Genomic DNA, 14448 nt, shown 5'->3' on the forward strand with positions numbered 1-14448 from the left:
GGTGCTTCTTCTTTATGATAAAGGTTTACTCATATAGATTCCGGTTTCTTCAAATCCCGTCTTCTCATACAGTGAACGGGCAATTTGATTATGAGCAAAGACATGAAGCGAGAGTTTCTGCACGCCTAATGACTTTGCCTGCTCCTCTAATGCAGCAATGGCCTGCTTTGCAAAGCCTTTCCCTCGAAAAGCTTCGAATAAGAAAAAGTTATAAATGAATCCTTCCTTCTGCGGGTGATTGGGGTCATAACAAAGCCAAACCCAGCCAATCGCTTCTTCCCCATTCAAGAGATTCCATAGCTCATGATGCTCTGTCTGTAGACCTTCAGGAAGGAGCCGACCAAATTGTTCTTCGGCGTTCGCAAGTGATTCTTCCTTTTCCCATGTCCCTGCGAGTACCTTTTCTTCTGCGTACCGCTGAATGGACTTCTCCATCAATGCATCGTAATCCGCTTGTGTCATTGGTTGTAGTGTAACCAATCATACCGCCCCCTTTCCTCCATCATATGATGAGCATGCAAAAAAAACCAGTCCCATCAAGGAACTGGTTATCCGCCGAATCGGTCGGTTTGAGAAAGTTTGATTTCTACTGATTTTTTCTTTCCACTTCGGTAAAACTGCACCTTTACTTTGTCGCCGACTTTCTTTTGATATAAATACTTACGAAGGTCTACGATATTCTGTACACTCTTGCCATCAAAGGAGGTGACAACATCCAGCTCTTTGAGCCCCGCTTTTCCTGCTGGAGACAAAGACTCGACACTCATCACGACAACTCCTGATGTGACGTTAGATGGCAGCTTCAACGTTTCCTCCCAGTGATAGCTCGCAATATCTGCTAAAGATTTCATGCCAACACCTAGATACGGACGCTTCACTTCTCCGTAACGTTCTAAATCCTCTATGACAGGGATGACGAGATTCGCCGGGATAGAAAGCCCGATGCCTTCTACCTCTGATTCTGCAATCTTCATTGAGTTGATGCCGATCACTTTTCCGTCCATATTGATCAAGGCTCCACCGCTGTTACCTGGATTGATGGCGGCATCTGTTTGCAGTACCTCCGCATTCCAATCTGCCTGTCCGTCTCCATTCGAGTCCACAGGAATCGCACGTTCCGTTCCCGAAATGACACCTTGTGTGACAGAGCCTGCGAATTCAAGCCCTAATGGATTTCCAATGGCGATAACTGGCTCACCGGGTTTCACATGATCTGAATTGCCAAAGGCTGCGGTTTGCTTGATCTTATCACTTTTGACGGTGAGAACTGCTAAATCCATGAGCTGATCGCTTCCGACAAGATTGGCGCCAATTCTTGTCCCATCCTGAAGACTCACTTCAAGCTGGTTGGCACCTTTGATGACGTGATGGTTGGTCACAATATAAAAGGTGTCACCCTTTTTCTTATAAATCACACCTGACCCGCTGCCTGCCTCTCCGCCTTCTTCCCAAAAGCTCGACTTTTGGATATTAATGACGCCTACAACCGTATCCGACATATGAGATACGACTTTTGTGACGGCATCATTGACGTTCACATTGACGGTCTTTAAAGGGCCCTGTGCTGCTTGCCCATCTCCGTTCTGCTGCCACCCAAAGGGACTGCCGCTCTGTCCTGTTACATAGGGGAAAAAGAATCCCATTAAAAAAGCTCCTACCAATACACCGATCAGACCAGATAGGAAATATCCTTTTCTGCTTCGTCTCGGCTTCCACTCTACATCGCGATAATCCACTATGTTTCCTTCCTTTCAGTGAATAGATGATGTATATAGTGTTGGTAAGAAGCTCTTATCTTAATCATACGATTGTAAAAATCATACGGCGCAAAGCGGGGTTGCTTTTTTCGGGTCCGTATCATATAAATCAAAGCCATCCCCGACAACAAAGCCTTTCATTTCAAGCGTCTGCTGGACCGCCATACGGGCTAAATCCTTCATGTTGTTGTCCTGACTCAAATGAGCCAAGTAAATGCGTGAGGTGGCATCTCCAATGACATCTGTCATCGCAAGAGCCGCATCTTCATTTGAAACATGTCCGACATCGCTCAGAATTCTACGCTTAATGCTCCACGGGTATCGGCCCATTTGCAGCATACCAACATCATGATTGCTCTCAAATACAAATGTATTAGCTGACTGAATGATGCCTTTCATACGATCACTGACATAGCCTGTATCCGTCATTAGAGCAAGTTTGCGCCCGCCATAATGGAACACGTAAAACATGGGCTCGGCCGCATCATGTGAGACGCCAAAGGACTCAACATCGAGACCGCCAAAGGATTGGACGGTTTCCATATCAAAATGGAATTTTTGCTCTGCGTCAATCTTCCCAATATGAGTCTCCATCGCCTTCCATGTTTTCGCATTTGCATAGACAGGGAGCTTGTACTTTCTTGCCATGACACCGAGCCCTTTAATATGATCTGAGTGCTCGTGTGTCACAAAAATGCCGTCCAAGTCTTCAGGCTTGCGATCGATTTGACCAAGCAGCTCGACCATCTGTTTGCCGCTTAACCCAGCATCCACTAAAAAGGCATGCTCGTCTGTTTCTAAATAAAAAGCGTTCCCCGTACTGCCGCTCGCTAGTACACTGAACTGCAAGCTCATGTTCTCTCACTCCATTGAAGATTTGTCATCTTTCTCTATATGATCAAGTGTTGAGCCATCAATGGCATTGATCAAATATTCTTCCTCTGTCTTTTTCTTTGAACCAGTTGATACGCCTTCAAGCTCGACTCGCCATACAGGCACCATGACCTGCGTGCTTGCACCTGGGTATTGCGTATAGTAGCCCAGCTCTACCTTTTTCACGGTCGTGTTTTGGCTCAGCATGTTTTGCGTATATAAGTCCTTCACGGTTTCAAGCGCTGGCACAAGGGTTTCTTTTCTCACTTCATTAATCGATGTCACCATCGACTGCTGATACGATACGACCTCGTTTTTATCATTTAGATCTAGGGTGATTTTTCCGATGGTTTCGGAGTCATCAAGGCCCTCTTGGAAGATGTATTTCCCTTTATACGTTTGGAAAAAGACGATCTTCCCTGTCTCTTCATCAATACTCCACAGCTTATAGTTCTTCCCATCCAGCAAACGCTGGTTCACAAGGTTTGCCGCCGCTGTTTTCATATCTTTTTTCGGCAAGGCCACTGGTTTAGTGAAGGTCATTTCAAGCAGCGTGACCGGATCATCTTTGTCTGTTTTCGGGAATGTGCTTTTCGCCTTTTGATCAGCTAATTCGTCGACATCCTTTTTCGTATATTGCTTCTTTTCAGCTGTAATGCGGTAGCCAATCTTCGCTTCATCTGATAGATTGCCATATTTGATCCCGTCTGCCTTCATTTCTTCCAGCGTATCCGTTTTTTCGATAATCGCAAAATGATCGGTTGATCGTTTTTCAAAGTATTGAAAACCTAGAAAGATATCGAGAACGAGAAAGGCTAGGATAAAGATCGTTTTGGTCTTATTCCACTCCATGATTCTCGCTCCCCTCTGTCAACAAATCATGCGATAGAATCACGGTTTTGCCGTTGTATTTCATGCACCATACTGGCTCCAGCCAGACAAACATCGCTTGATCTTGATCTGATGCGGTGGAAGCAGCTTGATAGGCCGGGAAAATTTGCTCAATTTTCTCCAGATCATCATATTTCGTCTGCTTGACGATTAAGTCCTTCAGCTCTGTCCCGTTCATCAGCTTGACTTGTTCACTCTGACTCGCTTTGTTGCCTAGAATATAGTTTGGACGCTTGTAATTCAAGATGTCGTCATTCGCCCACTGTACTTCAAGAGAGGTCATCCCAAATGGATGCTTTGTACTGTTGACGATCGGCAGGCCATCCATAAACATATTAAAGGAAAGCTGTTGGTTGCTATTGATGCCAAAGTATTGATAGTCATCGGTAAAGCTCCCCGTATCATTGAAATACTTCACACTTCGCTTGATCAAATCTCCCGTTTGGAAAACGGTGCTGCTGTTGATATTGCGATGCTGATATTGGATGCGGTGGTCTTTTTGATTGGCTTCAAGACGACTTGTGCCATCTGTGTACACCGTCCGGTTTAAATTAGACTCCTCGCCGACTAGACTTGGATCCGTAAACAAAGCGTCCTTGAATTTACTTGTCTTAATCGTTTCGATAAAGAACATTTTCGCTTCAAGCTGCTTTTGCTTTCTCGGAAGGAGGAAATCTCGTTTCGAATTCGCTGAGAATGTATAGAGATCATAGTGCGGCATCTCATTTTGAGCAGCTGCGATACTGTCCATGAGATTTCGATAGTTAGCGGACTCTATTGTCAGCTCAAGCACCGTTTCCTTGCTGTATGAAACCAAATAAACTTTCTTATTGGCCTTGTCCTGCTGCGAGAACGGCACAATCATCCGGTCAAACGAGTTGTATTCAATGGACTTGTTCGGCCATTTAAACAACGCTTGGAAAATATCAATCGGAATTGGGTCATTGAACACAAGATCCAATGTCTTCCCCTGTCCTCCGCTTCCATAGAAGAAATTCTTAAATTTCTGCTCCGAATATTGATCTGACACATCCGAAATCTCTTTCACATCCCAAAGGCTCACATCATTCCAGAAGTTTTGAAAGAGTTCCTTTTGATCCACTTTCAAATGCTCCCCATTTGAATGGATGAACATCTCGCGCGGCTTCACGACATCAATGAGGCTTCTAGGCTCATCGCTTGATATCTTCTTCGTTTCCACGACCTGAGTGCCGGCATCTGCCTGGTCCTGCATGACGGGCTGGAACATCCAAATATTCCACGTAAACACAAGACTGATCGCAATTAGGATTGTCAATATTATGGTTTTAAAGGTCTCACGCTTCATCCCAATCATCCTCTTGTTCTTCATTGTACGGAAGGGTAAAGGTCACCGTTGTTCCTTTTCCTTCAATGCTGTCAGCCCAAATATCTCCGCCATGAGCCTGAACCATTTCTTTTGCAATCGCAAGGCCTAGGCCGGTTCCGCCAAGTTTTCTTGTTCTCGCCTTATCCACTCGATAAAAACGTTCAAAGATTTTATCCATATCCTTCTTCGGAATACCAATCCCTTCATCTTTGACACTGAATAATACAAGACCATTCTCCTCATCCAAATCAACGGTAAACATGATATGTCCACCCTCTGGCGAGTATTTCATGGCATTGGAAATGATATTATCGAGCACCTGTGTGATTTTATCTTGATCGATTTCCACATATATTTCACGCTGCGGAAGATTGCGGATAAAATCGACATGCTGCTCTTTCGTCATTTCAAAACGATCAATGACCAATGAGATAAACCTGATAAAATTCGTCCACTCACGGTTGAATTGATAATCCTTGCTATCGAACTTAGACAGCTGCAGCAGGTCATTAACAAGACGGATCATACGCTCTGTTTCATTTTGCGTGACACTGAGGAACCTTGGCGCAAGCTCTTTATCACCAATTGCGCCTTCAGCCAGTGCCTCAAGATAGCTTCGCATCGTCGTCAGCGGTGTGCGCAGTTCATGTGATACGTTTGCGACGAATTCACGGCGTTCTGCATCAATTTTCTCCTGCTCTGTGACGTCGTAAATGACCGCAATTAAACCATCAATCTTCCCGTGCTCTTTCTGAATCACTGAGAAATTTACACGCAAAACAGACAGCTGATCTTCGCGTTCGATTTCTATCAGCATGGAATCTTGATTTTCGACTAAATCTTCAAAGGTATGCGTGTCCTCGAGGCCCAGTAAGGACGTAATCGGCATCTCTAGAGCTGTTTCACGTGAAACATTTAACAGCTCTAATGCTGGGCTGTTTAATAGAATAATCGCACCGTTTTGATTCGTTGCGATGACGCCATCCGTCATATAGGCAATGACCGAAGAAAGCTTTTTCCGCTCACCCTCCGTCATCAGCTGCGCTTCCTCCAGCTCTCTCGTCAGATGGTTAAAGGTCGTCGCAAGCTGGCCAATCTCATCATGTCCATACTTTCGAACCTTTCTGGAAAAGTTCCCTTTGGCGAGCTCGATCGCTTGCTTCCTCATATCCGAAATAGGATGAGTGATTGTTCTAAAGATGAAGATCCCAAGTAGTGCGGTCGTCCCAAGTGCGATTAGTGTGCCAGTTGCCAAAATGGTGTTAATGGTTCGCATTTGGTTAAACACGCTCTCCATCGAAGACACAACATAAATCACACCGACAGTTTCTTGGTTTTCATTTTTCACGGCTGTCGCAGAAATACGCACCCGTTTATTGGATTCTGGGTCATAGAATTTCTTTTCATAGTCTTTGCCTACTGCGAAAATCCGGCTAATGATTTGATCTGTGATTTTCTTGCCGGCAATCTCCTGACTGCCGTTATTCACAGAGGCAATCACCTCTCTGCTTTCGTCGATATAGCTGACTTCAGAAATTTCATTAGACTCATCTTTGTTGTTAAAGTCGTTTAATATCTTTTGAGCATCCTCTTTTAATTCTGCCTTGCTTTTCGATGAATCTTGTTCTAGGTAATACGATAACGAGTAGATTCGCTGATTCAAGGAATTATCATATGAATTAATTAAGGACTGCTCTAGCTGCTTCACAAAGTACACGCCAATGATCTGCATGGCGACAATGATCAGCAGCACGTAAATTAAGGTCAATTTAAAGTGAATCGAGCGAAAAAAACCTACTTTATTCATAAGAATCTTAGTCCTGCTCTGGGTTTCTTAAATAGTAGCCGACGCCTCGTCTTGTCACGATCCAGCTCGGGTGGCTAGGGTTGTCTTCAATTTTCTCACGAAGACGGCGGACGGTGACGTCTACTGTACGGACATCCCCGAAGTAATCGTAGCCCCATACGGTTTGCAGCAAGTGCTCACGTGTCATAACCTGTCCGATATGTTTCGCTAAGTAATGAAGCAATTCGAACTCACGGTGCGTCAATTCAATCGTTTCCTCGCGCTTAGACACCACATACGCATCTGGATAAATGACAAGTGATCCAATTTCAATATCATTTGATTCAGATTCTTCCTCTGTCTGCGGCGTAGCAATTTGTCTTCTCAAATTCGCTTTCACACGGGCAAGCAGTTCTCGCGTGCTAAATGGCTTCGTCACATAATCATCTGCGCCAAGCTCAAGACCGATGACTTTATCAATTTCAGAGTCTTTTGCTGTCAGCATGATAATCGGCATGTCATATTTCTTTCTCACTTCACGGCATACCTCAACGCCATCTTTGTTCGGTAGCATAATGTCGAGCAGAATAATGTCCGGTTTGATTTCTTCTACCATTTCAAGGGCTTCATTGCCGTCATATGCACAATGAACCTCATAGCCCTCTTTTCTTAAGTTAAACTCCAATATATCAGCAATCGGTTTTTCATCATCTACGACAAGAATCTTTTTTTCCATTGTGATTTCCTCCTGCATTTTTAGCATCTATGTCATTCCATTTTTGCATGTCTCATCAGACCTTTTTCATTTGAGCAAAAAAGGTTCACTGTCTATTATAACGTTTTACGTGGCAAAGATAAAAATAATAACGGCTTTCTTTTCTAGCAATCGTTGGATAGGAAGACGATACTCAAAAAAATGATGGTTTTTTTCCTTTTTTATTGAAACTTTTCCAGTCACTGATCGTCTATATAGATGTAACGTCTTCTTCTTATGGAGCCGGGCCCTACCTAGGTCCGGCTTCTCCCTTTTTATGCCTTCTTTTCATAAGAAAAACGCACCTGCGATTGCAGATGCGTTTGGAAGTGGCTCGGGACGGAATCGAACCGCCGACACACGGATTTTCAGTCCGTTGCTCTACCAACTGAGCTACCGAGCCATCATCAAAAAGATGAATAAGTATAAATGGCGGTCCGGACGGGACTCGAACCCGCGACCTCCTGCGTGACAGGCAGGCATTCTAACCAACTGAACTACCGGACCTCAGTAACTTGCCCGAAAAAGCAATCGTGGTGCTCTTCCAAGCAAGTGAGGAAAAATTAGCTTAACGCTAAAGTAAATCAATGACCCGTACGGGATTCGAACCCGTGTTACCGCCGTGAAAGGGCGGTGTCTTAACCGCTTGACCAACGGGCCAATACATGGTGAGCCATGAAGGACTCGAACCTTCGACCCTCTGATTAAAAGTCAGATGCTCTACCAACTGAGCTAATGGCTCTCGGTTTGTGAAAAGTAATTCTGAAGAAGTTGTATTGCGTCAAACCAATCGCTTTAAAAAAGCTGGAACATCGCATCCTAACAAGTTTCAGAGACCTTTGCAACAACGAGATTTATAATATCATAGAGTAATTACATATGGCAATACGTTTTTCGACATTTTTTTTAAAAAAAGTGTCGGATTTGAAATCTCCTGCCAAATCCCTTCTACTTGCAACCGCCTTCATTTTTGCTGCCTCTTTTCATGATCACTACCTATTCAAGCACATAGAAACGTTTTAGACCTCCTGGAATTGGTTATACATGAAACAAGTGACATTGTGATTGAAAAAGGAGGAAGCAGTATGAGTTCATTCAAATTAGGAGATAAAATGCCCAATTTTTCACTTCCAACCATTCAGGGCGAACATATTGATTTTCACAAACATTTAGAGGAGCATCAAAGCTGGCACCTCATCGTCTTCTTTAGAGGCTCATGGTGCCCAGTATGTGTAGAAGAATTGAAAGAGCTCGAACAGCAGCAGTCATACTTTCAAGACAAGGATATCCACTTAATGGCGATTTCAACGGATCATTCTGATGACTTGAAGGAATTTGCCGATAAAGAAGGACTATCCTTCCCAATCATGTCTGACAAGGACCTCACTTCATTAAAAGCATATGAAGTCCACTATCACGGAGAAGATGCTCCTTATGAAGATCACGGAGTGCACGGGGAACCTGCCTATTTCTTATTAAACGAAAAGGGCCAAGTCCTCTATCAGCAAAGACAAACAAGTCCGTTTGGCAGACCGCATGCCAACGAACTGCGCAAAATCATTCAGTACATCCGCAAAAACTTAAAAGGCCAATATAAAAGCGTGAAATAAGAAAGAAGCCCTCATGACGAGGGCTTCTTTTATGAATTCCTTTTATGATATATCCAGTCTGCGACGAAAAACACAAGAAGACCCGACATGAGAATCACAAAAGTGACGGGTGGTTTATCACCCTGGAAATAAGAGTACAGCGAATGTCCTCCTAATGCGAGAAGATAAAAGATAAATGCCGGCCCTGCTGCTTTATGTGCATTCGCTTGTTCTTTTTTCGTACTTTTTTTGAAAAACATTATAATAATTCCCCTTTATGCTGCTTTCTTCTTCATCACCCGGCGAAGTGCCTGCGAACGAATATATTCCATTGGACCAATTCTCCAAACCTTTAGACAACATGCTGATATGGCGATTTGCAGAAGAGAAATGAGCAGCCATGCCAATACGATAAGAGGGGCGTTGATTTGCCCGCCAAGACCCAATCCCCAGCTATAAAAAAGAACCGAGCAGATGACATTTTGCAGGATGTAACAGCTGAGTGCCATTTTCCCTACATATTCAAACCAATTCCACATGAACCATGACTCCGTGTGAGCTAGGAGCTTCGCAATGACAGCGATATAGAAAAGAGAGAGGAATGGCGAAAACGCATAGCGCACAACGAATTCCACTAGTTCGTTCGGAACGAAGACAAGTGCATTCAGCGGCAAACCCACCCACAGACCGATTCGGAATAATCTTTTCCGTAGAGATTGCCCGCGTTCGTTTGCATAAAAAACACCGGCTCTCATCATCCGCACACCTAATAAAAACAGAAATGTGTTCATTGGAATGATAAAGATCGCTTCCCCCCGGTACATGAAAAAGTGTTGTAATCGTTCTTGAACCTGTGAGATCCATGTCTCTGGTAGCTGCTCTTCCAGCGCCGGTTCACTGCTTTGATCATACGATGCTGTTTCCATTTCAGAGAGGGCGAACACCATCAGACAGGACAGAACAAGCAGATGAATGACTCCAGAGAAGAGCATGCCTCTTTTGATACGCTTGCTCCCTCCTCGCACAATAAATGCCACAAGCAAACCGGTGACAGCGTAACTCATGAGCACATCATATTCCATCACAAGTGCAAAATGGACAAAGCCTTCGATAAATAAAAATAAAAGAATCCATAAATATGTACCCGGCCAAGGCGTGTTTTTTCTTTTGGCCTGCTGGTATTTGAGTTCTAGCCCTACACCGAACATGATAGTAAGCAGCGAGAGCATTTTCCCATAGACGAACATGGAAACAAGGCTTTCTAGAAAACTACCATTCTCATATTCATCTGCAATCTGATCTGTCGCAAAGATATCCCCTGCATAGGCAAAAAACCAGACGTTCGTTCCCAATGTGCCTAATATGGCGAAACCTCTTAAAATATCTAATAATCTTATTCTTTCTTTCACTAGAACGCTCCTTCCCCCTATACAGTTATCATATTTTGGTAATGATCGGAAGCTTGTTCTACTGAAATTAAGAAATTTTTAAACAAAAAGACACCAGTAAAATGTGCAATTTTACTGGTGTCTGATCAGTCTATGATTATGGACGGTACACGCTGCGGACAACGTTCGTTTGTGAACGATCTGGTCCGACTGAGAAAATGGAAAGTGGAATACCTGTTAATTGTGAAATACGCTCTAAATAATGACGGGCATTTTCAGGCAGTTCGCTTAAATTCTTCACGCCTGTAATATCCTCTGTCCATCCTGGCATTTCTTCGTAGACAGGCTCACATTTCGCTAATTCTTTTAGACTTGCTGGGAATTCTTCTGTGATTTCTCCGTTCAATTTATAAGCGACACAGATTTTCAATGTTTCAATCCCTGTCAATACATCAATTGAGTTAAGAGATAGATCTGTAATCCCGCTCACACGGCGAGCATGTCGGACAACCACACTGTCAAACCAGCCAACACGGCGCGGGCGTCCAGTTGTTGTACCGTATTCACGGCCAACCTCACGGATTTGATCGCCAATGTCATCATGGAGTTCTGTCGGGAATGGGCCATCTCCAACACGTGTTGTGTACGCTTTTGACACGCCGACCACATGTTGAATTTTCGTTGGTCCTACACCAGAACCAATCGTCACTCCTCCAGCCACTGGATTAGATGACGTAACAAATGGATATGTCCCTTGATCGATATCAAGCATCACACCTTGTGCTCCTTCAAATAGCACGCGGCGGCCTTCATCTAGTGCGTCATTCAAGACAACAGATGTGTCCACGACATATTTTTTCACTTGCTGACCATAGTCATAATACTCGTCTAAAATATCTTCAATCTTGAAGCCTTCTGCGTCGTACATTTTCTCTAAAAGACGATTTTTCTCTTCTAGATTACGTGCAAGCTTCTCTTCAAATACTTCACGATCTAATAGATCTGCGACACGGATACCGATACGAGCTGCTTTGTCCATATAAGCTGGTCCGATTCCTTTTTTCGTCGTACCGATCTTGTTAGCCCCTTTCCGCTCTTCTTCTACCTCGTCCAATTTTAAATGGTAAGGCAAAATCACATGGGCTCTATTGCTGATTCTGAGGTTATCTGTACTCACATTCCGTTCGTGAAGATACGCAAGCTCAGTGACCAACGCTTTAGGATCAACCACCATTCCATTACCGATGACACAAGTTTTTTCTTTATAAAAAATACCGGACGGAATGAGGTGTAGCTTGTAAGTCACTCCATCAAATTTGATCGTGTGACCTGCATTGTTTCCCCCTTGATAACGGGCAATCACCTCTGCATTTTCTGAAAGGAAATCGGTAATTTTCCCTTTCCCTTCGTCACCCCACTGCGTACCTACTACGACTACTGAAGACATATCGTGCACCTCCGTTAACCTTTCAAAACGTTATCTCTTTCAAACACATTTATTTTATCAATGCAAAACGAAAAAGTCAACGCGAAATCCGAACATTAATATCTCGAAATCAAATTTTGTTCGTTTTAAATATGAGAAAAAGCGCTTTAATCACTTCTTCAGCGCTTAAAAAGGGAGATTTTGAGTAAAAACAACAATTTTGATTATTCTTACTTTCTATTGATTTTCAATTAAATGAATCATAGAGCTTGCCATAAAATCAGGTGAGTACGGTCTCCCTGTCCTCAGCCACCATTCAGCTGTTCCAACGTAAGCCGAAATGACGAATTGCTTCTGCATGTCGATAGGAACGAGATGCGGATCAGGCTTTGAGCCCGCAACCCCCTTTACCCCCAAAGAAAAGCTTTCTTCAAAAAAAGCACGAACCGTTCCATGAATATTGAGCTCTCGTCCTCGCTTCAAGAGAATTTGATACTCCTCTTCGTGTTCTTGCAAATGCTGATAAAATCGAAAAATATACACATATGCCGCATGCTCTTTTTCCAAATTACCTTCTTGTACAGGCCCAAAAATGGCACATTTCATCACATCAAACATCTCATCCATCACCTGCTGGGCAAGATCAAATTTATCCTCATAATGCTGATAAAAGGTCGTGCGGTGGATGCCCGCCACTTTCGTCAAATCCTGTACAGAAATCTTCCCCCATTCTTTCTCGCTTAATAACTGAAATAATGCTTTTCTTAATTGCTGCTTTGATTCCGTTGCGCGCTTATCCCCTCTGTAGCAGTCCGCCACAAGCCGCTCTCCCCTTCCTATTTTCTTCAACAGATTTCGCTTTTCTGTTGGTTGAATCCTCCAGGCTGATGAATTAACTTTAATCTAACACATTGAAAAAAAGGAAGCATCTGACAACCTATAAGGAGTGATGATCATGGAAACAACAACCCCAAGTGCCGTGCAAAAAACGTTATTAAGAGGAAAGAACAAGCAGGACCCGTATCACCCATTTGATTGGTATGCCAACATGCGCCAGACATCACCTGTTCATTTTGACGAAGCCAGCCGAACGTGGAGTGTATTCACCTACGAGGAAGCAAAGCGTGTGACAATCGATAAAGATAGCTTTTCGAGTCAGCCTCCTAAAAACCAGCGGAAGCATTCACTGATGAAAACAATGGTGATGATGGACCCTCCCAATCACACTCGTATCCGCTCCATTGTCAGCAAAGCCTTTACCCCTCGAGTCATGAAATTGTGGGAGCCTCGTATTCATGAATTAATGGATGAACTCATGGCACAACTTGAAGAAAAAAAAGAGATTGACCTAGTGCAAGACATTTCTTATCCGCTTCCTGTCATTGTCATTGCAGAGCTTTTAGGTGTGCCATCAGAGCATAAACAATCTTTTAAAGAATGGTCAGATATTCTCGTCAGCATGCCTAAAAGTGAAAATGAGGAGGATGTAGCTGAATGGCAGAAAACACGTGACAAAGGAGAAGCTGACATGATGGCGTTTTTTGCAGACACCATTGAAAAGAAACGTCACAATCTCGGTGATGATTTGATTTCCCTCATCATTCAAGCGGAGGAGAATGGAGAAAAACTGTCAGCGGATGAACTAATACCATTCTGTAATCTTCTCCTTTTAGCCGGCAACGAAACAACCACCAACTTGATCTCCAATATGATTTTCAGCTTGTTAGAACAGCCGGGTGCCTATGAAGCGCTCGCCCAATCACCTGAACTCATCCCACGCGCGGTGGAGGAGGCCGTCCGTTTTCGTGCACCGGCTCCTACGATCGTCCGTTATGTCACAAAAGATACAGAGCTTGGAGGAGAAGTGTTGAAAAAGGGAGACAATGTGATTGTGTTTCTTGCTTCCGCCAACCGAGATGAGCGTCAATTTTCAAACGCACACGAATACGATATACACCGCCACCCTAATCCTCATATTGGTTTCGGGCACGGCATCCATTTCTGTCTTGGCGCACCACTAGCACGTCTTGAAGCATGTACAGCTATAAAGACTTTAATCGAACGATATGAGGCGTTAGAGCTCCTTTCTTACGTTCCGATGACAAGCAGCAGCATGTATGGACTGAAAGAGCTGAAACTGCGCGTCACGCCTCGTTCATAACAGAAAAGACTCCCGGGCATGGGAGTCTTTTTTTAAACGGGGGTGATTCCATCTGTGTTCATGAGCACAATGCGATACCCATCTGGGTCTTCAATGGTTGCTCCTCCCCGTTCCCAATATGGATTTGTAGAGGTGACTTGCCGTCCGCCAAATGAGATCAACCTCTCTTTCATTTGCTGAAATTCCTCAGCATTTGGAATATAGAACACAAGAAGCTGTTCTGGATGCGGGGAGGGCAGACTTTCTTCTTCTTCATGCTTCGTGATTTCTAAATGAACATGCTGATGAGGAAGTCCCAGCATGACGCCGTCATATCCTTCATGCTGATCAAACGAGCCTATTCGTTTGAGCCCTAAGCCTTCTTCATAAAAGGACACAACCTCTTCCATGTTGACGGTTGGGCGTGCGATGCGTAATTGAGCGGCTTCGAACTGTTGAAATTTCATCAGTCATCACTCCTTTTCTCCTTTTAGTA

General features: G+C 43.8%; 14 protein-coding genes and 4 tRNA genes. 2 read left to right on the forward strand and 16 right to left on the reverse strand.

Annotation, left to right across the window (positions count from 1 at the left end; all coding sequences use genetic code 11):
• Nucleotides 1-12: 12 nt before the first annotated feature.
• The 11 genes from MHB83_RS04560 to MHB83_RS04610 all read right to left on the reverse strand — a co-directional run bounded on the left by MHB83_RS04560 (nucleotide 13) and on the right by MHB83_RS04610 (nucleotide 8151).
• Nucleotides 13-480, reverse strand: a complete 468-nt coding sequence (locus tag MHB83_RS04560; RefSeq protein ID WP_226804528.1) for a GNAT family N-acetyltransferase — start codon at nucleotides 478-480, stop codon at nucleotides 13-15.
• A gap of 68 nt (nucleotides 481-548) precedes the next feature.
• Nucleotides 549-1736: a S1C family serine protease gene (locus MHB83_RS04565; RefSeq protein WP_309217771.1), complete on the reverse strand. Its 1188-nt coding sequence runs from the start codon at nucleotides 1734-1736 to the stop codon at nucleotides 549-551.
• Nucleotides 1737-1817: 81 nt separating this feature from the next.
• Nucleotides 1818-2612: an MBL fold metallo-hydrolase gene (locus MHB83_RS04570; RefSeq protein WP_342496686.1), complete on the reverse strand. Its 795-nt coding sequence runs from the start codon at nucleotides 2610-2612 to the stop codon at nucleotides 1818-1820.
• Between the two features lie 6 nt (nucleotides 2613-2618).
• Nucleotides 2619-3482, reverse strand: a complete 864-nt coding sequence (yycI, locus tag MHB83_RS04575; protein WP_137054108.1) for a two-component system regulatory protein YycI — start codon at nucleotides 3480-3482, stop codon at nucleotides 2619-2621.
• Nucleotides 3469-4848, reverse strand: coding sequence for a two-component system activity regulator YycH (yycH, locus tag MHB83_RS04580; protein WP_284907576.1), 1380 nt, complete (start codon nucleotides 4846-4848; stop codon nucleotides 3469-3471). The genes yycI and yycH overlap by 14 nt, the downstream gene beginning before the upstream one ends.
• Entirely contained in the window at nucleotides 4838-6676 is a 1839-nt protein-coding gene (gene walK, locus MHB83_RS04585; protein WP_137054106.1) for a cell wall metabolism sensor histidine kinase WalK, read from the reverse strand. Before walK ends, yycH begins: the two co-directional genes overlap by 11 nt.
• A gap of 7 nt (nucleotides 6677-6683) precedes the next feature.
• Complete coding sequence (gene yycF / locus MHB83_RS04590; protein WP_003215017.1) at nucleotides 6684-7391, reverse strand: response regulator YycF; 708 nt, start codon at nucleotides 7389-7391, stop codon at nucleotides 6684-6686.
• A gap of 348 nt (nucleotides 7392-7739) precedes the next feature.
• Nucleotides 7740-7812, reverse strand: a tRNA-Phe gene (locus MHB83_RS04595).
• A 27-nt stretch (nucleotides 7813-7839) separates the two neighbouring features.
• A tRNA-Asp gene (locus tag MHB83_RS04600) sits at nucleotides 7840-7916 on the reverse strand.
• An 81-nt stretch (nucleotides 7917-7997) separates the two neighbouring features.
• A tRNA-Glu gene (locus MHB83_RS04605) sits at nucleotides 7998-8069 on the reverse strand.
• A 6-nt stretch (nucleotides 8070-8075) separates the two neighbouring features.
• A tRNA-Lys gene (locus MHB83_RS04610) sits at nucleotides 8076-8151 on the reverse strand.
• Nucleotides 8152-8494: 343 nt separating this feature from the next.
• On the opposite strand from MHB83_RS04610, the gene MHB83_RS04615 reads away from it, so the two are divergent.
• A complete protein-coding gene (locus MHB83_RS04615; RefSeq protein WP_012011881.1) occupies nucleotides 8495-9019 on the forward strand; it encodes a peroxiredoxin family protein in 525 nt (174 codons plus the stop codon).
• A gap of 29 nt (nucleotides 9020-9048) precedes the next feature.
• On the opposite strand, the gene MHB83_RS04620 is transcribed toward MHB83_RS04615, so the two are convergent.
• The 4 genes from MHB83_RS04620 to MHB83_RS04635 form a co-directional block, all read right to left on the reverse strand.
• Nucleotides 9049-9258: a hypothetical protein gene (locus MHB83_RS04620; RefSeq protein ID WP_050944649.1), complete on the reverse strand. Its 210-nt coding sequence runs from the start codon at nucleotides 9256-9258 to the stop codon at nucleotides 9049-9051.
• 15 nt (nucleotides 9259-9273) lie between these two features.
• Nucleotides 9274-10407, reverse strand: coding sequence for a DUF418 domain-containing protein (locus MHB83_RS04625; protein ID WP_342496687.1), 1134 nt, complete (start codon nucleotides 10405-10407; stop codon nucleotides 9274-9276).
• A gap of 136 nt (nucleotides 10408-10543) precedes the next feature.
• The gene (locus MHB83_RS04630; RefSeq protein ID WP_050944651.1) at nucleotides 10544-11833 is read right to left on the reverse strand and encodes an adenylosuccinate synthase; all 1290 of its coding nucleotides are present in this window, start codon (nucleotides 11831-11833) and stop codon (nucleotides 10544-10546) included.
• Nucleotides 11834-12049: 216 nt separating this feature from the next.
• The gene (locus tag MHB83_RS04635) at nucleotides 12050-12661 is read right to left on the reverse strand and encodes a TetR/AcrR family transcriptional regulator (RefSeq protein WP_226804532.1); all 612 of its coding nucleotides are present in this window, start codon (nucleotides 12659-12661) and stop codon (nucleotides 12050-12052) included.
• A 106-nt stretch (nucleotides 12662-12767) separates the two neighbouring features.
• Between MHB83_RS04635 and MHB83_RS04640 the strand changes: the two genes are divergently transcribed.
• Nucleotides 12768-13973, forward strand: a complete 1206-nt coding sequence (locus MHB83_RS04640) for a cytochrome P450 (protein WP_342496688.1) — start codon at nucleotides 12768-12770, stop codon at nucleotides 13971-13973.
• A 32-nt stretch (nucleotides 13974-14005) separates the two neighbouring features.
• Here the strand turns inward: MHB83_RS04640 and MHB83_RS04645 are convergent, their stop codons facing one another.
• Nucleotides 14006-14419 carry a VOC family protein gene (locus tag MHB83_RS04645; protein WP_003214623.1) on the reverse strand — a complete coding sequence of 138 codons (414 nt, stop codon included), beginning with the start codon at nucleotides 14417-14419 and terminating at the stop codon, nucleotides 14006-14008.
• Between the last annotated feature and the right edge of the window lie 29 nt (nucleotides 14420-14448).

Source organism: Bacillus sp. FSL K6-3149 (assembly GCF_038630515.1).
GTDB lineage: Bacteria > Bacillota > Bacilli > Bacillales > Bacillaceae > Bacillus > Bacillus pumilus.

Excerpts from the sequence above, each read along its gene's own strand:
- yycH (WP_284907576.1), bottom strand. The coding sequence starts at position 4,848 with ATGAAGCGTGAGACCTTTAAAACCATAATATTGACAATCCTAATTGCG.
- MHB83_RS04620 (WP_050944649.1), bottom strand. The coding sequence starts at position 9,258 with ATGTTTTTCAAAAAAAGTACGAAAAAAGAACAAGCGAATGCACATAAA.
- MHB83_RS04630 (WP_050944651.1), bottom strand. The coding sequence starts at position 11,833 with ATGTCTTCAGTAGTCGTAGTAGGTACGCAGTGGGGTGACGAAGGGAAA.
- MHB83_RS04640 (WP_342496688.1), top strand. The coding sequence starts at position 12,768 with ATGGAAACAACAACCCCAAGTGCCGTGCAAAAAACGTTATTAAGAGGA.
- walK (WP_137054106.1), bottom strand. The coding sequence starts at position 6,676 with ATGAATAAAGTAGGTTTTTTTCGCTCGATTCACTTTAAATTGACCTTA.
- MHB83_RS04615 (WP_012011881.1), top strand. The coding sequence starts at position 8,495 with ATGAGTTCATTCAAATTAGGAGATAAAATGCCCAATTTTTCACTTCCA.
- yycF (WP_003215017.1), bottom strand. The coding sequence starts at position 7,391 with ATGGAAAAAAAGATTCTTGTCGTAGATGATGAAAAACCGATTGCTGAT.
- MHB83_RS04645 (WP_003214623.1), bottom strand. The coding sequence starts at position 14,419 with ATGAAATTTCAACAGTTCGAAGCCGCTCAATTACGCATCGCACGCCCA.
- MHB83_RS04570 (WP_342496686.1), bottom strand. The coding sequence starts at position 2,612 with ATGAGCTTGCAGTTCAGTGTACTAGCGAGCGGCAGTACGGGGAACGCT.
- yycI (WP_137054108.1), bottom strand. The coding sequence starts at position 3,482 with ATGGAGTGGAATAAGACCAAAACGATCTTTATCCTAGCCTTTCTCGTT.